11 protein-coding genes are annotated in these 19,054 nt (G+C 70.9%); 3 read left to right on the plus strand and 8 right to left on the minus strand.

The features are described from left to right. Positions 1-46: 46 nt before the first annotated feature. The gene (locus ACGFIW_RS11485; protein ID WP_393313191.1) at positions 47-1,834 is read right to left on the minus strand and encodes a glycoside hydrolase family 6 protein; all 1,788 of its coding nucleotides are present in this window, start codon (positions 1,832-1,834) and stop codon (positions 47-49) included. 615 nt (positions 1,835-2,449) lie between these two features. On the opposite strand from ACGFIW_RS11485, the gene ACGFIW_RS11490 reads away from it, so the two are divergent. Together ACGFIW_RS11490 and ACGFIW_RS11495 are read left to right on the plus strand one after the other, a co-directional pair. After that, positions 2,450-3,751, plus strand: a complete 1,302-nt coding sequence (locus ACGFIW_RS11490) for a hypothetical protein (RefSeq protein ID WP_393313194.1) — start codon at positions 2,450-2,452, stop codon at positions 3,749-3,751. Position 3,752: 1 nt separating this feature from the next. After that, entirely contained in the window at positions 3,753-4,472 is a 720-nt protein-coding gene (locus ACGFIW_RS11495) for a class F sortase (protein ID WP_393313197.1), read from the plus strand. 73 nt (positions 4,473-4,545) lie between these two features. Here the strand turns inward: ACGFIW_RS11495 and ACGFIW_RS11500 are convergent, their stop codons facing one another. Then, complete coding sequence (locus ACGFIW_RS11500) at positions 4,546-9,627, minus strand: NAD-glutamate dehydrogenase (protein ID WP_393313200.1); 5,082 nt, start codon at positions 9,625-9,627, stop codon at positions 4,546-4,548. Between the two features lie 289 nt (positions 9,628-9,916). Here ACGFIW_RS11500 and ACGFIW_RS11505 point away from each other — a divergent pair, with 289 nt between their 5' ends. Further along, positions 9,917-11,881: a penicillin-binding transpeptidase domain-containing protein gene (locus tag ACGFIW_RS11505; protein ID WP_393313203.1), complete on the plus strand. Its 1,965-nt coding sequence runs from the start codon at positions 9,917-9,919 to the stop codon at positions 11,879-11,881. 121 nt (positions 11,882-12,002) lie between these two features. Here ACGFIW_RS11505 and ACGFIW_RS11510 read toward each other — a convergent pair whose 3' ends face one another. The 6 genes from ACGFIW_RS11510 to ACGFIW_RS11535 all read right to left on the minus strand — a co-directional run bounded on the left by ACGFIW_RS11510 (position 12,003) and on the right by ACGFIW_RS11535 (position 19,043). Then, positions 12,003-13,358: an arginase family protein gene (locus tag ACGFIW_RS11510; protein WP_393313206.1), complete on the minus strand. Its 1,356-nt coding sequence runs from the start codon at positions 13,356-13,358 to the stop codon at positions 12,003-12,005. Positions 13,359-13,424: 66 nt separating this feature from the next. Then, entirely contained in the window at positions 13,425-14,348 is a 924-nt protein-coding gene (locus tag ACGFIW_RS11515) for a tetratricopeptide repeat protein (protein ID WP_393313209.1), read from the minus strand. A 186-nt stretch (positions 14,349-14,534) separates the two neighbouring features. Then, positions 14,535-16,223 (minus strand): methylmalonyl-CoA mutase, encoded by a 1,689-nt coding sequence (locus ACGFIW_RS11520; RefSeq protein ID WP_393313212.1) that lies wholly within the window; start codon positions 16,221-16,223, stop codon positions 14,535-14,537. Positions 16,224-16,340: 117 nt separating this feature from the next. Beyond that, positions 16,341-16,742, minus strand: coding sequence for an Asp23/Gls24 family envelope stress response protein (locus ACGFIW_RS11525; protein ID WP_393313215.1), 402 nt, complete (start codon positions 16,740-16,742; stop codon positions 16,341-16,343). Between the two features lie 100 nt (positions 16,743-16,842). Further along, positions 16,843-17,778 carry a methylmalonyl Co-A mutase-associated GTPase MeaB gene (meaB, locus tag ACGFIW_RS11530; protein ID WP_393314018.1) on the minus strand — a complete coding sequence of 312 codons (936 nt, stop codon included), beginning with the start codon at positions 17,776-17,778 and terminating at the stop codon, positions 16,843-16,845. A gap of 65 nt (positions 17,779-17,843) precedes the next feature. Then, entirely contained in the window at positions 17,844-19,043 is a 1,200-nt protein-coding gene (locus tag ACGFIW_RS11535) for an acetyl-CoA C-acetyltransferase (RefSeq protein WP_393313218.1), read from the minus strand. Positions 19,044-19,054 lie beyond the last annotated feature (11 nt).

The following is a 19,054-nucleotide window of genomic DNA, read 5'->3' on the forward strand; positions in this document are numbered from 1 at the left end:
GTGCCTCACCTACTGCCGGTGGCGGGTGGTTGTTGACGCGTTCCGGTCAGAGCGCCGGGTACGCGTTTTGCATGAGCTGCCGGAACTGGGCGGAGAACCACGCACCGGAGATCGGCGCGTCTGGCAGGGCCCCGGACGGGTTGAAGCCGTTGCGGGCGTTGCCGCCGTACGTCGGGTCACACATCCGGTCGAAGCCCTTGCCCTCGTTGTTCGGGATCTCCTTGCTGGAGCCGTCCGACTCACCCGGCGGCTTCACCCAGACGTACGCGTCGATGCCCGCCGCCGGGTTCGCCCGGGGCCGCTCACCGAGACCGGCGCCAGCCTGGTTGCACCAGTTGCCGAGGTGGGCCCGGCGGTCGATGCGACCACCGTTGACGTAGGTGTCCACGCTGGTCATCGCGCCCGGCCCGGTGGGCCGCGCGGAGCCGCCCCAACCGTTGCGGGACGTGTCGATCAGCATGCCGATGTTCGAGTTGAAGCCCAACGAGACCAGCTTGGTCCGGAACGCCTGGGCGAAGGACAGCTCGTCGACGTAGTAGTTCCAGTCGACCCACTTGGCCTGCCGCACGGTCTGACCGTTCACGTTGTCGGTGACCTTGAAGTACGGCTCCTGCAACGCCGAGTAGTTGGAGGTGTTGGTGATGAAACCGTGCACGTTGTTGACAGTGCTGCCGGAGGCGACGGCGGCGGTCTTCATGATCTCGGCGCTCGGGCCGAAGTTGCTGTCCCAGCCGAGCCAGCCGTGGTGGCCGGCGTCGATGTAGTTGTAGACGTTGCCGATGGCGCCCAGCTTGGCCAGCGCGTAGCCGACACCGTTCACGTACGCGCCGTTGGCCTTGACCGTGTCACACATGACCGTGCCGCCGGGCTGACCCGAGGTGTTGGTCACGATGTTCGGCAGCGAGTCGATCTCGATGACGTTGATGATGCGCAGGTTGCGGTACTTCGCGTCGCCCTGGATCGCGGCGATCGGGTCGATGTACTGGGCCTTGTACTTGGGCAGCTCGTCCGGGCCCAGCTCGCCGTTGGAGGAGAGGGCGGAGCAGTCCCGGCCGGGCAGGTTGTAGATCACGAACTGGATGTAGCCCGCGCCCTGGCGCAGCGCCTCGTCCAGGTGGTCACGCACGCCGAACGCGCCGTTCGAGCTGCTGTCCGGGGTGCCGTTGATCGCGGCGATCCGGTCCAGCCAGATGGCGGTGGGGTTGTTGGAGATCCGGCTTCCGCCCGGCTCGGCGTCCGCCTTGGCCTTCCACTCCGGGTTCACGTAACCCGGGACCCCGACGTACGGGTTGTCCACCTTCTGCCCCGGCGGCGGGCTCGTCGGCGGCGCGGAGGTCGGCGGCACGTCGGTCGGCGGCGCGGACGTCGGCGGCACGTCAGTCGGCGGCGCGGAGGTCGGGGTGACACCGCCGTTGCAGACCACGCCGTTGAGGGTGAAGGAGGTCGGCTTCGGGTTGCTGCCGCTCCAGGCGCCGTTGAAGCCGAGGGTCGTTGACGCGCCGGCGGCGAGGGTGCCGTTGTAGGACATGCTCCGGGCGGTCACCTGGCTGCCGGACTGAGTGAACGTGGCCGACCAGCCCTGCTGCACCCGCTGGCTGGAGTTGGCGAAGGTCCAACCCAGCGTCCAGCCGTTGACCGGGTCGCCGAGGTTCTTGATGGTGATGCTCGCGGTGAAACCACCGGCCCAGTCGTTCGTCGTGTAGCCGATCTCGCACTGCGTCGCGGCCTGCGCCGCCGTAACCGGAATCGTTACCAACCCACCGGCGACCAGGGCACCCGCGCCGGCGAGCGCGAGGGCCCGGCGTGGGCCGGACAGCCTTCTCCACACATTCATGCCACTGATCTCCTTGGGCGAGACCGGGCCCACGTACGGCCCGGCGGGACGGCCCGGTGAACGTCCTGCACGGACGGTCGCCGGCGCCAACGGGGTTCTTTCGGGGATGCCCGACCCGGACGGGCGATGGTGGTGGTGGTGCACGACCGACACGGCGGCCGGTCGAACGGCGGCGGGATGTCGCCCCGGTGAACCGGGTGCCCTCGACTGCCTGCCTCGCGGCGTGGCTCCCCGAACCGCGTGCGCCGATTCTTACATGGGAGCGCTTCCATGGCAATGGCTCGATGCGTGGCGGCGAGGTCAGCGCGCGGCTCGGTTTCGGACGATACCCCCGAGTTCGCCCGTGCGGCACGTAGCGGACCGGTCCCGGCGCTACCGGATGGCCACGCCGGGTGCGGCACGACGGGCGAGGAACGCCCTACCACGCCCGGGGAAGCCCGGGGTGCCCGAGAAGACGTGCACCGCACGGAAAGCCGCGTAGCACCCCTTCACCTCTTACCCCTACCAAAGGTCAAAACGCGAATCTTTCACTTCATAAGTCATGAAACCGTCTAACGTCGGTCTTAGCTCGGTTGTCGCCGGGCGCAGGACAACAGGGATGGAGTGACGCAGGTCATGGCTAAGAAGATGCTCGGGAAGGTCGTTGCGGGTGCCGCGCTCGGCGGCGCATCGCTCCTGGTGTTCGCACCGGGGATCGCCTACGCCAACGGCCACGACGACGGTAAGGACCACGACGGCAAGGTCTATGCCAAGCCGCACGTCGTCAAGGCCGGCGAAGAGGTCAAGCTCCTCGAGATCTGCCCGGATCGGCAGGAGCACGCGTTCGTGTGGTCCAAGGTCACCGGCAAGGTCAAGCTCGACCCGGCGAAGGAAGACCGGGGCGAGGACCGCGAGTGGGGCGAGGAGGAGGACTCCTACGACCACGAAGACGGCAAGGACGAGCACGGCAAGGACGACGAGGGCAAGGACGAGCACGGCAAGGACGACAAGGGCAAGGACCACGAGGGCAAGGACGAAAACGGCAAGGACGACAAGGGCAAGGACGAGCACGGCAAGGACGACAAGGGCAAGGACCACGAGGGCAAGGACGAAAACGGCAAGGACGACAAGGGCAAGGACGACGAGGGCAAGGACAAGTCGCAGCCCGGCGGCCAGGGTGGCGGCGCTGCCGCCGACGCCTACGAGGACGAGGGCAGCAAGGACTGGAAGGGCGAGGAGCACGGCCAGGACGCGGATGACAACCGCGACGAGAAGGACTGGGGCTCCAAGGACGAAGGCAAGAAGGACTGGGAGTCCAAGGACAAGGACGAGTACGGCTCGGACGAGGGCCGCGACGAACACGGCTCCGACAGGAGCTGGGAGTCCAAGGACAAGGACGAGCACGGGTACGGCTCGGACAAGGGCCGCGACGAGCACGGCTCGGACAAGAGCTGGGAGTCCAAGGACAAGGACGAGCACGGGTACGGCTCGGACGAGGGCCGCGACGAACACGGCTCCGACAAGGGCCGCGACGAGCACGGCTCCGACAGGAGCTGGGAGTCCAGGGACAAGGACGAGGACGAGTACGGCTCCGACGACCGCCGCGACGAACACGGCTCGGACAAGAGCCGGGAGTCCAAGGACAGGGACGAGCGCGGCTCGGACGAGGACCGCTGGGAGAAGGAGCGGGAGTTCGTCTACTACGGCGAGGCCAAGATTGACAAGGACGCCAAGCCGGGTCGCTACGAGCTCAAGGGTTCGTGCGGCGAGGGCGAGCTGGTCGTGCTGCCGCACGGCGGTGTCGACGGTGGTGACGGTGGCGTCAGCACCGGTACCGACCGTGGCCTGGCCACCGGCGGGGCGGGTCTGCTCGGCGCTGCCGCGCTGGGCGGGATCGTGCTGATGCGTCGCCGGCGGACCGATGGTTCGCTCGTCTGACGTGACGACGACACGGGCCGGCGGCCGTCACGGGAGACCGTGGCGTGCCGCCGGCGCGGCCGTCGTCGTCACCATGGCCATGATCGGCGCTGGCATGATCGGCGCCGCCCTGAAGACCACGCCCCCGGCCCGACCGCCGCAGCCGCTGGCCCAGGCCGGTCCCACGGTGAGCGGGCCGGCCGTCACCGCCACCGCCAACCCGCCGGCCGACGGACAGTTCGCCGAGGGACAGCCCGCCGGCCAGGGGGACGTGCCGGCCGGGCTGGCGCGTTCCGTGCCGACCAGCATCGAGATCCCCCGGATCGGCGTCCAGGCGACGATCATGTCGCTCGGCACCAACCCGGACGGCACCGTCCAGGTTCCCCCGTTGGAGCAGGCCGACCAGGCCGGCTGGTACGAGCCGGGCGCGAGCCCCGGTGAGACCGGTAACGCGGTCATCGTCGGGCACGTGGACTCGGCGAAGCTCGGCCCGGCGGTCTTCTTCGACCTCGGCGCTCTCGTTCCAGGCGACACGATGACGGTGCGGCGGGCGGACGGCCGGCCCGCCACGTTCCGGGTCGACTCGGTGGCGTCGTACCCGAAGACGGCCTTCCCCACCGAGCTGGTGTACGGGCCCAGTGACCGGCCCGGCCTGCGGGTGGTCACCTGCGGCGGCCAGTTCGACCAGGCCGCCAAGAGCTACCAGGACAACATCGTCGTCTTCGCCACTCTGGCGGGGTGACCTGCGGCGAATGACGGCGGTCCGGCCGGTCGGGGGTGACCCGACCGGCCGGACCGCGTCCGGCGTACCTGACTCAGGCGGCTGCGGAGGTCCGCACCAGGGTGCGGATCTGGCGCAGCAGCACCGACAGGGCGGCGAGGTCCGCCCGCGACTCGTCGAACTCCCCCATCGCCCGCCGGGCGCGGTGGATCGAGGTGGCGTTCGACTGCTCCCACTGCTGCACCCGCTCGTGCGGCGGCAGGTCCTCCGGAGTGGAGCCGAGCACCTCCGCGGTGAGCGCGGCCAGCGCGGCGTACAGGTCGTAGCGCAGCGCCATCCGGGCCAACGTCTGCCAGCGGTCCTCCCGAGGCAGCAGGGAGATCTTCGACAGCAGCGAGTCCACCCGGAACAGGTCGGACAGCACGAAGTAGACCGAGGCCACCTCGCTGACGTCCCGCCCGCTGGCGTTCGCCGTCTCCACCACGTCCATCAGGCCGAAGCTGTACATCAGCCGGGTCGCCCGCTCGGCCAGCTCGCGGGGCAGCCCACGATCGGTCATCGAGTCCATGTGCGCGGCGATGCCCTGCCGCTCGTTGCCGTAGAACAGGTCCTCCAGCCCCGGCAACAGCCGGGTGACCCCGTCGCGCAGCCGGGCGATCTCCGCCGGTACGTCGATCGGCGAGCGCCGGTTGGACACCAGCCACCGCACCGCCCGGTCGAGCAACCGGCGGGTGTCCAGGTAGACGCTCGTCTGCAACTCGGGCGCGACCTTGTTGTCCAGCGCCTCGACCGCGTCCCACAGCTCACGCAGCCCGAAGACCTCGCTGACCACTACGTACGCCCGGATCACGTCCGCGGCGCTGGCCGCGGTCTCCTCGACCACCCGGAAGATGAACGAGATGCCACCCCGGTTGATCGCCTCGTTGACCAGCACGGTGGTGACGATGTCGCGGCGCAGGCGGTGCCGGCCCATCCGGTCGGCGAACCGCTCGCGCATCGGCGTCGGGAAGTAGTTGACCAGGACGTCGGTCGTCCACTCCTCGTCGGCCAACCCCTCGGTGAGGATCTCCCGTTCCAGGACGATCTTCACGTACGCCAGCAGCACCGCGAACTCCGGCGCGGTCAGGCCCGATTCGCTGCGGACCGCCAGCTCCTCGTCCGGAGGCAGCGCCTCCAGCGCCCGGTCCAGCCCACCCGAGCGTTCCAGCTCGTTGATCATCCGGCGGTGCACCGGGAGCAGCGAGGCGGCCTGGGCCTGGGCGTTGTTAATGGCCCGAGCCTGGTCGTAGTTGTCCCGCAGCACCAGCTCCGCGACCTCGTCGGTCATCCCGGCCAGCAGCTCGTCCCGCTCGGCCGTGGTCAACTCGCCGTCGGCCACCGCCGTGTTCAGCAGGATCTTGATGTTCACCTCGTGGTCGGAGGTGTCCACCCCGGCCGCGTTGTCGATGAAGTCGGAGAAGATCCGGCCACCGGTCAACGCGTACTCGATCCGGCCGAGCTGGGTCCAGCCCAGGTTGCCGCCCTCGCCCGCGACCCGGCACCGCAGGTTGCGCCCGTCCACCCGGATCGCGTCGTTGGACTTGTCGCCCACCTCGGCGTTGGTCTGGGTGGACGCCTTGACGTAGGTGCCGATGCCGCCGTTCCAGAACAGGTCCACCGGGGCGGTCACGATCGCCTTCATCAGCTCCTGCGGCGACAGGTGCGTCACGTCGTCGTCCAGGCCGATCGCCGCCCGGACCTGCGGCGTGATCGGGATGGACTTCGCGGTACGCGGGAAGATGCCGCCGCCGGCCGAGATCAGCTCCGGGTTGTAGTCCTCCCACGAGGACCGGGGCAGGTCGAACAGGCGCCGCCGCTCCGCGTACGAGGTGGCCGCGTCCGGCTCCGGGTCGAGGAAGATGTGCCGGTGGTCGAAGGCGGCCACCAGGCGGATGTGCTCGGACAGCAGCATCCCGTTACCGAACACGTCGCCGGACATGTCGCCGACACCGACCACCGTGAAGTCCTGGGTCTGGGTGTCCAGGCCCAACTCCCGGAAGTGGCGCTTGACCGACTCCCAGGCGCCCCGGGCGGTGATGCCCATCTTCTTGTGGTCGTAGCCGGCGGAACCGCCGGAGGCGAACGCGTCGCCCAGCCAGAAGTTGTGCGCCGTGGAGATCTCGTTGGCGATGTCGGAGAACGTCGCGGTGCCCTTGTCCGCCGCCACCACCAGGTACGGGTCGTCGCCGTCGTGCCGGACCACGTCCTCGGGCGGCACGATCTGCCCGCTGACGATGTTGTCGGTGACGTCCAGCATCGCGCCGACGAACTCCTGGTAGCAGGCGACCGCCTCGTCCCGGTCACCCGGCTTCTGCTTCAGCACGAAGCCGCCCTTGGCGCCCACCGGCACGATCACCGTGTTCTTCACCATCTGCGCCTTGACCAGACCCAGCACCTCGGTCCGGAAGTCCTCCCGACGGTCCGACCAGCGCAACCCGCCCCGGGCCACCGGCCCGAACCGCAGGTGCACACCCTCGAACCGGGGCGAGTAGACGAAGATCTCGAACTTCGGGCGCGGCGCGGGCAGGTCCGGAATGGCCTGCGGGTCGAGCTTGAACGCCACGTACGCCTTCGGCCGCCCGTCGGCGCGCTTCTGGTAGAAGCTGGTCCGCAGGGTCGCCTCGATCAACGTCAGGTACGAACGCAGGATCCGGTCCTGGTCCAGGCTGGCCACGTCGTCCAGCGCGCCCCGGATCGTCTCCACCAGCTCACCGCTGCGCTGCTGCCGCTGCTCGGCGCTCAGCTCACCCGGTGCGAACCGGGTCTCGAACAACTCCACCAGCAGGCTCGCGAGCTTCGGGTACGCGATGAACGTCTGCTCCATGTAGTCCTGTGAGAAGACCGTGCCGGCCTGCCGCAGATACTTCGCGTACGCCCGCAGCACCACCACCTGCCGCCAGGTCAGCCCGCCGCGCAACACCAGCTCGTTGAACCGGTCCACCTCGGCCTCGCCGCGCCAGGCCGCCGCGAAGGCGTTCTCCACGTGCGGGCGCACCTCGGCCAGCTCGTGGTGCCCCTCGGGCAGCATGAGGCCGAAGTCGTACAGGTAGACCCGCCCGTCGATCCGGTCCACCTCGTACGGGTGCTCGTCGACGACCCGCACACCGAGGGAGTGCAGCACCGGCAGCACGGCGGAGAGCATCATCGGCTCGCCGTACCGGTAGACCTTGAACCGGACGTCCATGGCCTCGGCCAGGTCCGCGCCGGGCACCCGGGTCCCGGGGCGGGGTGCGAGCTGCTTGCGGAACAGGTGCATCTCCAGCTGGCCGGGCTCCTCCAGCAGCTCCAGCTTCGCCAGGTCCTTCATCGCCTCGTACGGCGTGTGCCCGTCCTTGTAGCCCTCCGGGAACGCGTCGGCGTACCTGGTGAACAGGTGCTTGGCCTGCTCGTCGCCGAGCTTTCGCTCCAACACCAGCCGGTAGTCGTCGTCCCAGAGTCGGGTCGCGTCGGCCAGCTCCTCGGCCAGCAGGTCGGCGTCGATCTCGCCGGGTGGCCGGGTCGGGTCGGTACGCACGATGAAGTGCACCCGGGCCAGCATCGACTCGGTGACGCGGGTGGTGTAGTCCACCCCGACACCGTTGAGCTCGCGCAGCAGGATGTCCTGCATGCGCAGGCGGTTCTGGGTGGTGAACCGGTCCCGGGGGAGGTAGATCAGGCAGGAGATGAACCGCCCGTACGCGTCCCGGCGCAGGAAGACCCGCAGTTGCCGGCGACCGGCCATCCGCAGCACGCCGATCACCGCGTGGTAGAGGTCGTCGGTCTTGATCTGGAACAGCTCGTCGCGCGGGTAGGTCTCCAGGATCTGGATCAGATCCTTGCCGGAGTGGCTGCGCCGGCTCAGGCCGGAGCGGTCCAGCACCTCGGCCACCTTGCGGCGCACCACCGGCAGCTCCCGGACGCTTGTCCGGTACGCGGCGGTGGAGAACAGGCCGAGGAAGCGCCGTTCGCCGATCACCTCGCCGGCCTCGTTGAAGATCTTGAAGCCGATGTAGTCCAGGTACGCCGAGCGGTGCACGGTGGCCCGCGAGTTGGCCTTGGTGATGATGAGCAGGCGCTTCTCCAGCACCTTCTCGTGTGCCTCGGGTGTCATCGACGCCAGCGGCCGGGCGTCCGGCGCGTCGGAGCGCAGGATGCCCAGACCGGTGCCGAGAACCGCTTCGAGGGCCTTGCCGTCGACCGGGTCCGCCGCGTCGCCGCCCGGGGCGTCCACCAGCCGGTACTCGCGGTAGCCGAGGAAGGTGAAGTGGTCGTGGGCGAGCCAGCGCAGCAGCTCCACCGAGTCGGTGATGTCCTTCTCCGGCACCGGCGGGCGGTTGTCGGAGGTGCGCGCGGAGGCCAACTCGTCGGCGAGCGCGAGGGAACGCTGACGCATCTTCGGCCAGTCTTCCACCGCCTCCCGCACGTCGGTGAGCACCCGCTGAAGCTCGCGGCGCAGCCGGTCCCGCTCGGCCGCGTCCCGGACCGGGTCGATCTCGATCCGCATCCAGCTCTCGATGATGTCGCCGGCGATCGCGTCGTCCGGCTCCACGTCGGCGGAGACCTCGGTGAGGCGGCCCAACGGCTCCCGCCGGACCACCACCAGCGGGTGCACCAGCAGGTGCACGTCCAGGTGGTACGAGTTGAGCAGCGCGGTCACCGAGTCGACCAGGAACGGCATGTCGTCGGTGACGATCTCGACGACCGTGTGGTGCTGGTCGGCGTGCGGTTCGTGGATCCGCAGCTTCAACTCGCCCGGCACCCGCTGTTGGGCGAGGTCCCGGTGTGCCCGGGCCGCGTCGAGCATCTCTTCCGCCGTGAAGCCGACCAGTTCCTCGTCCGGTGCGAACCGCCAGAAACGGCCGACAAGTGTCGCCGCGTCGTGGTCGTCCCCGGCGAGCGCGACAGCCTGGGCCACCAGGCGCTCCGCGTTGGGAACGGGTTCGTCGAGCTCGGCGTCCTCCACGTCGTCGGCCAATGCCTCGGTCGGCAGGCCCAGATCGTAGATGGTGTCGATGCTCGACCCGGTCAGCCCGGTGACTCCCGTGTCGAGCCGGCCGTAGCCGTCCCCGTCGGTCGCCGAATCGAAGCTGTCGTCGTCCCGGCCGGAGTCATCCTGCCGGAGGTCGGGTTCCGGTTTGATCGCCGGACGCCGGTCCATCGGTGCCACTCCCCTCGACCCACCGCGTTGTGGGTCACTCTGCCGCCCAGCCTAGGCCCTGCCGTTGTACGCCTTCGTCGGCGGACCACTGGCCAGACGTCCGGATCGGGACTTTGTCCTTTCACCCGTTGCGGGTCCGAGGTTGGCCGGCTGCGGGATACCCCGCCACGCGATGTTCATCACACTGGCCCGGCCCGTCTTTGAGCGCGCCCACCACCGTGGGGGACGTTGGGGACGCCTTCGGCGTACTACCGTGCGAAGGCGCTCCGAGATCGGAAGGACCAGCTTCATGCCCTCGTCGTACCCCCGGCCCCACCGGCCGAACCCCGCCCGCCGCGCGCTCGCCGGCCTCACCGCGGCGCTGCTCGCGGCCGGTGTGCTGGCTGGCTGCTCGGGTGACGACGGGCCGGAGCGCACCGTGGACGCCTTCCTCGCCGGCTGGCGCAGCGGCGACCTTCAGGCGGTCGGCCTGATCGACCCGACCGGCGACAAACTGCCCTCGGCTGAGGTGAGTCGCGAGATCAAGGAACTCTCCGGTGAGCTGGCGGCCACCCCGCCCACACTGACGCGTCGCGGCGAGCCGAAGGTCACTGCGGACATCGCCACCACAACCGTGCAGGTGGAGTGGAACCTCCCCGGCCAGACCCGCTGGACGTACGACCGGGAGGTGCGCCTCGCCCAGGGCGACGGCGACCAGTGGCAGGTGATCTGGGAGCCGAAGGTGGTGCAGGAGCAGCTCAGCAAGGGTGACCGGCTGGCGGTGCGCCGCGACGCCAGCACCCGTGCGGGGGTGCTGGACGCCGCCGGGCAACCGATCGTGGCCCCCCGCCCGGTGGTGCGGGTCGGTGTGCAGCCCGACGGGGTCACCGACATCAAAAAGCTCGTGAAGGATCTCGACGCGGCGTTCCGGGCGATCCGCCCGGCGCTGGTCCCCGCTGTCGACCTGGCCGACCTGCCCGAGCGGGTCGCGAAGGCCGACCCGGGAGCGTTCGTCGAGGTGGTGTCGCTTCGCGAGGAGGCGTACCTACAGATCAAGCCCCGCATCTACGACCTGCCCGGCACCAAGTTCACCTCCGACAAGATCGACCTGGCACCGACCCGGGAGTTCGCCCGTGCGCTGCTCGGCACCGTCGACCCGGCGCAGGCCGACGACCTCGCCGCACACCCCGACCGGTACGTCGTCGGCGACCTGGTCGGGCACGGCGGGTTGCAGGGCCGCTACGACGAACGGCTGCGCGGCGCCCCCGGTCTGACCGTGGTGGTCGAGCGTCCCACCGAGGGCGGCAAACTCGAACCCACCGGCACCGAGTTGTTCCGCCGTGAGCCGCAGCCCGGTCAGGCGCTCAAGACCACGCTGGACGTCGCCGTCCAGAACGCCGCCGACGGGGCACTGCGCGCCGAGCCACAGCGGTCCGCGCTGGTGGCGCTCCGGATCAGCGACGGTGCGGTGCTCGCCGCCGCGAACGGTCCCGGGCCGGCCGGGGAGAATCTGGCCTTCGACGCTCAGGTGCCGCCCGGCTCCACGTTCAAGATGGTCAGCACGCTGGGCCTACTGGACCGGGGCGCGGTCACCCTGGACGGGCCGGTGGCCTGCCCGAAGACCTTCACCGTGGACGGTCGGTCCTTCAAGAACTCCGACAACTTCGAGCTCGGCTCGGTGCCGTTCCGCACCGACTTCGCCAAGTCCTGCAACACCGCGTTCGCCTCGCTTGCCCCGAAGCTCGGCGGCGACGGGCTGGCCGCCGCCGGCCGCTCGGTGGGCCTGGAAGGTCAGTGGGACGTCGGCACCGACGCCTTCACCGGCAAGGTGTCCACCGGCGGCAGTCCGGCCGAGCAGGCGGCGGCATCGTTCGGGCAGGGCACGACGCTGGTCAGCCCGCTGGCCATGGCCGGTGCCACCGCGGCGGTCGCCCGAGGCCGCTTCGAGCAGCCGAAACTGCTGATCGACCCGGCGCCGGCCAAGCCGGCCCCGCCGGGGGAGCAACTCAAGCCGGAATCGGTCGCGGCACTGCGCGCGATGATGCGCGAGGTGGTCACCACCGGCACCGCGAGCGCCCTGAAGGACGTGCCGGGCGAGGTCTACGGCAAGACCGGCACCGCCGAGTACGACGACAACCCGGCACACACCCACGCCTGGTTTGTCGGCTGGCGGGGCGACGTGGCGTTCGCCGTCTTCGTGGAGAAGGGCGGCGCCAGCACGGCGTCCGCCGTCCCGATCGCCGAGCGCTTCCTCCGCGCCCTCCCCCGGTCCTGACACCAACACCGCTCAGGCGTTGATCCACTCGGTTTGCTGAAAGGCGCGGTATCCCGGCCACTCCGACACCGCGACTTCATTGAAACCGAGTCGATCATGGCCCGGCCGGGCGGCATTCGGATCAGGCGGTGTCGGCTTTGTGGTGTTCCGGGGCGCTTTCTGCCGGTGGGACGGGTCGGCGGAGCAGACCTGGGCCGGCCGAGGCTGGTGGGCCGACCGGCTCCCGCTCGGCCGTGACCGGGAGATGAGCCACGCCCTCGGCGGAGTCACCGCCGAATCGGCCGGAAGCAGCAAGCGCACCGTCGGAGCGGTCGATGCCGGCCCGGTCGACGTCGGCGGCTCCCGGGTCGGAGGACCCGGCCTCCGTGAGCGGCGTGGCGTCGACGGCCGAGTGCCACGAGGTGGCATCGGCGAAGGACGCCGCGCCGCCGATCACGCCAGCCACCCCACCGACCCGCTCGGCACGGTCCACCCCACCGGGCCGCTCGCCCCGGTCGGTGGGCGCGCCGCGCCGGGGGCCGGGAGTCGGCCGGGACGACAGCAGCCGGGGCGGCACCGCCTCCGGGGCGGTGACCGGGGCCAGGCCGGCGACCACGGTGTTGACGATCTCGGCCGCGTACGAGCCGTCGGGGTCGTAGTCGGGGTCGAAGACCGTCAACTCCACCCCGAGGCAGTGCGGGGTGTCGACAAGGCCGGCGAGCAGGATCTCCAACTCGGCGAAGGCGATCCCACCCGGGTCGGGGGCGTCCACGGCGGGCATCACCGCGGGGTCGAGCACGTCCACGTCGATGTGCACCCAGTAGCCCGCGCAGTCGGCGAGTTGCTCGTGCGCCCACTGGGCCGTCCGGGCGGCGCCCTCGGCCCGCAGCGCCGGCACCGGCCGGGTGGTGATCCCGGCGGCCTGGAGGTCGAGCCGGTATTCGTCCTGGGCTCGGATGCCGAGCACCACCACGTCGATGTCACGGAAGTAGGGCCGTCGCCCCTCGATCGCGGCCAGGTCGGCCTGCCCCCGGCCGGTGACGAGGGCCAGGTCCTCCCCGGCGGCCGCGCCGACGTACGAGGCATTGCCGGGGTGGCGGAAGTCGGAGTGCCCGTCGACGAAGACCAGCCCGATCCGCCCGCCGACGGCCTCACCGAGGCGGTGCATGGCCAGCGCCGAGCCGAGCAGCACCGAGCAGTCGCCGCCCAGCACCACCGGGAACTCGCCCCGGTCGATGATCGAGCCGATCCGTTCGGCGAGGGCCAAAGAGTAGTCGGCGATCTCCCGGGCGTGGCACACCCCGTCGCCGGGGCGCCAGTCGCCCGGGTCGTACCGGGCCGGGGTGACGCAACCGGCGTCGCGGGCCCGTAGCCGGGCCAGCAGTTCGTGGTCGCGCAGCGCGCCGGGCGCCTTGGCACAACCCGGGACCGACGTGGTCGTCGGTGGCCGCAGACCGAGATTTGTCGGCGCGTCGAGGACGGCGATCCGGCGCATCATGAGCTCCCGTCCTCGTTGGTCGGGCGGGCCGGCCGGAACGCCGGCCCGCGCTGGCGTGCTACGAACTCAGAACAGGGCGCTGGCCAGTGCCCGGCGTGCCGAGGCGACGGCCGGGTCGTCCGGGCCGGCGATGGAGAAGAGCGAGACCAGGTGCTGGCGGGCCGTCTCCCGGTCCTCACCGGCGGTGCGCCGGACCAGCCCGACGAGCCGGGCGTACGCCTGCTCGGCCAGGCCGCTGAGCACCTCGATGTCGGCGGCCAGCAGTTGGGCGGCCACGTCGTCGGGGGCGCTCTCGGCGGCGGCCAGCGCGGCGGCCGGGTCCGCGCCGGCTACCCGGCGAGCCACGCCGACCTGGGCCAACCCCGCCGTGGCAGCGGCGTCCGCCGGGGCATCGGCCAGAATCTTGCGGTACGCCTGCTCGGCGGCGTCCAGATCGCCACTCATCAGGGCGTCGTCCGCCTCGTCGAGGCGGGGATCCTCCGGCTCGGCCACGGTCACGCCGCCGGCCTTGAGCACGGCCTGGATCCACTGCCGCAGTTGCGCCTCGGGCACCACCCCGGAGAAGGCGTCGACCGGCTGACCGCCGACGACCGCGTAGACCATGGGGATGCCCTGGACCCGGAACATCTGGGCGATGCGCGGGTTTTCCTGCACGTCGACCCGTGCCAGCACCCAGGTGCCGCCGCCCTCGGCGTTCAACTGCTCCAGGACCGGGGCGAACTCGTCGCTCTCCGGGAAGCCGGCCGCGCCGAAGAACACGACGACGGGCACGGCCATCGACCGTTCGAGCACCTCGGACTGGATTGTCGCCTCGGTGACGTCGACGATTGCGGTGCTGCCGCCGGCGGCGGGCGCGCCGGGAGTGCCGTTGGATGGGCCGCCCTGCGGGGGCGTGCCGGGGCGCGTACTTGCTGGTGCGGGGCCACGCAGCGTGCTGAGGTCGACCGCGCCGCGGGTGAAGATCGACGAGGTGATCCGTGGGTCGCTCATGGTTACCTAGTCTCGCACGTGAGCCCCCGATCTCAGGTCACCCACAACCCCGACGTTGCAACTCTCACCCCGCCCCAACCCCCCGCCCCCCACCCCCGCGATCTTGCACTTTCTGTCGCCCATACGCGGCATTCACCCCTTTTACGGGGACAGAAAGTGCAAGATCGCGGGATTAGTGGGGGCGGGTTAGAAGCGGGCGGGCTCTCGGTGGGTGCCCCATTCGGCGCGTAGGGCGTCGCAGATCTCGCCGAGGGTCGCCTCGGCGCGTACGGCGTCGAGCATGGCGGGGATCATGTTCCCGTCGGTGCGGCTGACCTCGACCATCCGGGCCACCGCCGCGCGGACCGTCGACTCGTCCCTCGCGCTCTTGCGCTCGGCGAGCACCCGGCGCTGCTCCAGCTCCACCTCGTGCGAGATGCGCAGGATCTCCAACTCCTTGGCGACCGTGCCGGTGTGGCAGTTGACCCCGACGATCTTCTTGTCGCCCTTCTCCAGGGCCTGCTGGTAGACGAAGGCCGACTCGGCGATGTGCCCGGTGAACCAGCCGTCCTCGATACCGCGCAGGATGCCCGAGGTCATCGGGCCGATCTGGTGCGGCCCGTCCCCGCCGAGTTGCCGGATCCGGGCGAAGATCTCCTCCGCCTCGGCCTCGATCTTGTCGGTCAGCGCCTCGACGTACCAGGAGCCGCCGAGCGGGTCGGCCACGTTGACCACACCCGTCTCCTCCATCAGCACCTGCTGCGTGCGCAGGGCGATCTCGGCGGACTCGTCGGTGGGCAGTGCCAGGGTCTCGTCCAGTGCGTTGGTGTGCAGCGAGTTCGTGCCGCCGAGCACCGCGGCGAGAGCCTCGACGGCGGTGCGGACGACGTTGTTGACCGGCTGCTGCGCGGTCAGCGACACCCCCGCGGTCTGCGTGTGGAACCGCAGCCAGAGGGCCTTCTCGCTGGTGGCGCCATAGACGTCGCGCAGCCAGCGCGCCCAGATCCGGCGGGCGGCGCGGAACTTGGCGATCTCCTCGAAGAAGTCCAGGTGCGAGTCGAAGAAGAAGCTCAGGCCCGGCGCGAACACGTTCACGTCCAGCCCGCGCGAGAGGCCCAACTCCACGTACCCGAAGCCGTCGGCCAGGGTGTACGCCAACTCCTGCGCGGCGGTCGAGCCGGCCTCGCGGATGTGGTAGCCGGAGACCGACAGCGGCTTGTAATGCGGGATCTCGGCCGCGCAGTATTCCATCAGGTCGCCGATCAGGCGCAGGTGCGGCTCCGGGTCGAAGAGCCACTCCTTCTGCGCGATGTACTCCTTGAAGATGTCGGTCTGTAGCGTGCCGTCCAGCTTGGACAGGTCGGCGCCCTGCCGCTCGGCGGCGACCAGGTACATGCAGAACACCGGCACGGCCGGGCCGGAGATGGTCATCGAGGTGGTCACGTCGGCCAGGTCGATGCCGTCGAAGAGCGCCTGCATGTCGGTGGCGGTGTCGATGGCGACGCCACAGTGGCCGACCTCGCCGAGCGCCTGCGGGTCGTCCGAGTCGCGGCCCATCAGCGTCGGCATGTCGAACGCGACCGAGAGGCCGCCACCGCCGGCACCGAGGATCATCTTGTAGCGCTCGTTGGTCTGCTGGGCGTTGCCGAAGCCGGCGAACTGCCGGATCGTCCAGGTCCGGCCCCGGTATCCGGTCGGATACAGACCCCGGGTGTACGGGTACTCACCCGGCCAGCCGATCCGCTCGAAGCCCGGATACGCGCTGCCCTCGGGCGGCCCGTAGACCGGCTCCACCGGCATCCCGGAGAGCGTGGTGAAGTCCGCGTCGCGCTTGCGCGCGGCATCGTACCGGGCCTGCCAGCGCGCCCGTCCGGCGTCGATCTCGTCGGCGTCCATGAGCAGGGCTCCTCCTCGGGTCCTCGACTGCACGTCGAGTGTAGGACCCTCACCTGAACGATCGCTAAGTCCCGTCGTACCGACGGGTAACCAGCGACCGGGACGCCCCGCCGCGCGCTAGGCGGTCGGCCCGCCCATCGCCACGTCGTCGACCCGGATGTTGACCTCGTCGACCCGCAGCCCGTACGCCTCGACCGCCTCGGTGACCCGGGCCCGCACCTGACCGGTGATCTCCGGTACCGGCTGGCCGGCCTGGATCACCAACACCAGGTTGACCACGGCCGCGTCCCCGGTCACGTGCGCCGAGCAACCCCGCCGGGCATCGCCCACCTGGTCCAGCCCGACCCGGTCGAGCACCGAGTTGAAGAAGCGGGCCACGTCCCCGCCCAACTCGGCCACGCCGGGCACCGCGCGGGCGGCCGCGACGGCGATCTTCTCGACCACCTCGTCGGAGACCTGCGTCGTTCCGCCGACCCCCGCCGACGCCGTGGTCAGCTCCTGCGTCGCCTCGTGCTCCATCGCAACTCCCCTGGTCCTCGCGCCACCGCCCGGCCCCACCGCCGTGGGGCGCTGCGAGCCTACAAGGACGACCTACCGCCAGGGTGTCCCCGGTGGACGGTCAGCGGGCGAGCTGGGCGAGCAACTCGTCCGCCGCCGTGTACGGGTCGATCGCACCCTCGGCGACCCTGGCGGCGAGCGTGCTCAGCTCCGTACCGTCGCGCAGGGAGCCGATCCGGGCGCGGAGGGTGCCGAGCGCGATCGCCTCGACCTCGGCGGCGGCCCGCGCCTCCTGGCGGCGGCGCAGCTCGCCGTGCTCGACCAGCCAGCCCCGGTGCTTGTCGATCGCCGCCGCGATCTCGTCGATGCCCTCGCCACGCGCGGCGACCGCGCGGACCACCTGCGGCCGCCACTGCCCCGGGCCGCGCTCGCCGAGGGCGATCATGCCCTGGATGTCACGGACGGTGGCGTCGACGCCGTCCCGGTCGGCCTTGTTGACCACGAACACGTCGGCGATCTCCAGGATGCCGGCCTTGACCGCCTGGATCGCGTCACCCATGCCGGGGGCGAGCAACACCAGCGTGGTGTCGGCAAGCGAGGCGACCTCCACCTCGGCCTGCCCGACGCCGACGGTCTCCACCAGCACCACGTCGCAGCCGGCGCCCTCCAGGACCCGGACCGCCTGCGGCGTCGCCGCGGCCAACCCGCCGAGGTGACCCCGGCTGGACATGGACCGGATGTAGACGCCCGGATCGGTGGCATGGTCCTGCATCCGCACCCGGTCGCCGAGGATCGCTCCCCCGGTGAACGGACTGGACGGGTCGACGGCCAGCACACCGACCCGGTGCCCCTGCGCCCGCAGCGCGCGGACCAGCTCGTTCGTGGTGGTCGACTTGCCCACCCCGGGCGAACCGGTCAACCCGACGACCTGGGCCTGCCCGGCGTACGGCGCCAACGCGGCGGCGATCGCCGGCAGCAGCGCGTCGCCGTTCTCCACAAGGGTGATCAGCCGGGCCACCGCGCGAGGATCACCCGCGCGGGCCCGCTCGACAAGCATCGGTACGTCCCGACTGCGGCGCACCGACGTGGTGCCCCCGGACGGGACGTGCGCGGCCGCCTCGCTCACCGGGCTGACTCAGCCTTGCCCGGCACGTGGATGATCAGCGCGTCGCCCTGGCCACCGCCACCGCAGAGGGCCGCCGCGCCGGTGCCGCCACCGCGCCGCTTCAGCTCCAGCGCGAGGGTGAGGACGAGACGTGCGCCGGACATGCCGATCGGGTGCCCCAGCGCGATGGCGCCGCCGTTGACGTTGACCCGGTCCGAGCTGATGCCGAGGTCCCGGCTGGACTGCACACCGACCTGCGCGAACGCCTCGTTGATCTCGACCAGGTCCAGGTCGGCGACGCTCAGCCCACCCTTCTTCAGAGCGTGGTTGATCGCGTTGGACGGCTGCGAGTGCAGGGAGTTGTCCGGCCCCGCCACGTTGCCGTGCGCGCCGATCTCGGCCAGCCAGGTCAGCCCCAGCTCGGTGGCCTTGGCCTTGCTCATCACCAGCACCGCCGCGGCGCCGTCGGAGATCGGCGACGAACTGCCGGCGGTGATGGTGCCGTCCGCGGCGAAGGCGGGGCGCAGCTTGGCCAGCGACTCGACAGTGGTGTCCGGGCGGATGCCCTCGTCCTCGCTGATCACCAGCGGGTCCCCCTTGCGCTGGGGGATCACCACCGGGGCGATCTCGTCGGCGAAGTGGCCGTTCTTCTGGGCGGCGGCGGCCCGCTGGTGACTGGCCGCGGCGAACGCGTCCTGCTCCTCGCGGCTGATGCCGAGCCTGGTGCCGAGCCGCTCGGTGGACTCGCCCATCGAGCAGCAGTCCCACGCGTCGCTGAGCCCGTCGTGCGCCATGTGGTCCTTGACCACCACGTCGCCGTACTTGTAACCGGTGCGCTGACCCATCAGCAGGTGCGGGGCGTTCGTCATCGACTCCATGCCACCGGCCACGACGATGTCGAACTCGCCGGCACGGATCAGCTGGTCGGCCAGGGCGATCGCGTCCAGACCGGAGAGGCAGACCTTGTTGATGGTCAGCGCCGGCACGGACATCGGCACGCCCGCCTCGACCGCGGCCTGCCGCGCCGGGATCTGGCCGGTGCCGGCCTGCAGCACCTGCCCCATGATCACGTACTGGACCTGGTCGGGGCTGACCCCGGCACGCTCCAGCGCGGCCTTGATGGCGACCCCGCCCAGCTTGGTGGCCGGGAGGTCCTTGAGGTTGCCCAGCAGCCGACCCATCGGGGTCCGCGCGCCGCTGACGATCACCGAAGCCATGCCTGCCTCCG

The organism is Micromonospora sp. NPDC048935 (assembly GCF_043197875.1).
In the GTDB taxonomy this organism is placed as follows: Bacteria; Actinomycetota; Actinomycetes; order Mycobacteriales; family Micromonosporaceae; genus Micromonospora.

Bases quoted from the DNA above. Each gene is read 5' to 3' on its own strand.
- ACGFIW_RS11485 (WP_393313191.1), bottom strand. From the start codon at position 1,834: ATGAATGTGTGGAGAAGGCTGTCCGGCCCACGCCGGGCCCTCGCGCTC.
- ACGFIW_RS11490 (WP_393313194.1), top strand. From the start codon at position 2,450: ATGGCTAAGAAGATGCTCGGGAAGGTCGTTGCGGGTGCCGCGCTCGGC.
- ACGFIW_RS11500 (WP_393313200.1), bottom strand. From the start codon at position 9,627: ATGGACCGGCGTCCGGCGATCAAACCGGAACCCGACCTCCGGCAGGAT.
- ACGFIW_RS11505 (WP_393313203.1), top strand. From the start codon at position 9,917: ATGCCCTCGTCGTACCCCCGGCCCCACCGGCCGAACCCCGCCCGCCGC.
- ACGFIW_RS11510 (WP_393313206.1), bottom strand. From the start codon at position 13,358: ATGATGCGCCGGATCGCCGTCCTCGACGCGCCGACAAATCTCGGTCTG.
- ACGFIW_RS11515 (WP_393313209.1), bottom strand. From the start codon at position 14,348: ATGAGCGACCCACGGATCACCTCGTCGATCTTCACCCGCGGCGCGGTC.
- ACGFIW_RS11520 (WP_393313212.1), bottom strand. From the start codon at position 16,223: ATGGACGCCGACGAGATCGACGCCGGACGGGCGCGCTGGCAGGCCCGG.
- ACGFIW_RS11525 (WP_393313215.1), bottom strand. From the start codon at position 16,742: ATGGAGCACGAGGCGACGCAGGAGCTGACCACGGCGTCGGCGGGGGTC.
- meaB (WP_393314018.1), bottom strand. From the start codon at position 17,778: ATGCTTGTCGAGCGGGCCCGCGCGGGTGATCCTCGCGCGGTGGCCCGG.
- ACGFIW_RS11535 (WP_393313218.1), bottom strand. From the start codon at position 19,043: ATGGCTTCGGTGATCGTCAGCGGCGCGCGGACCCCGATGGGTCGGCTG.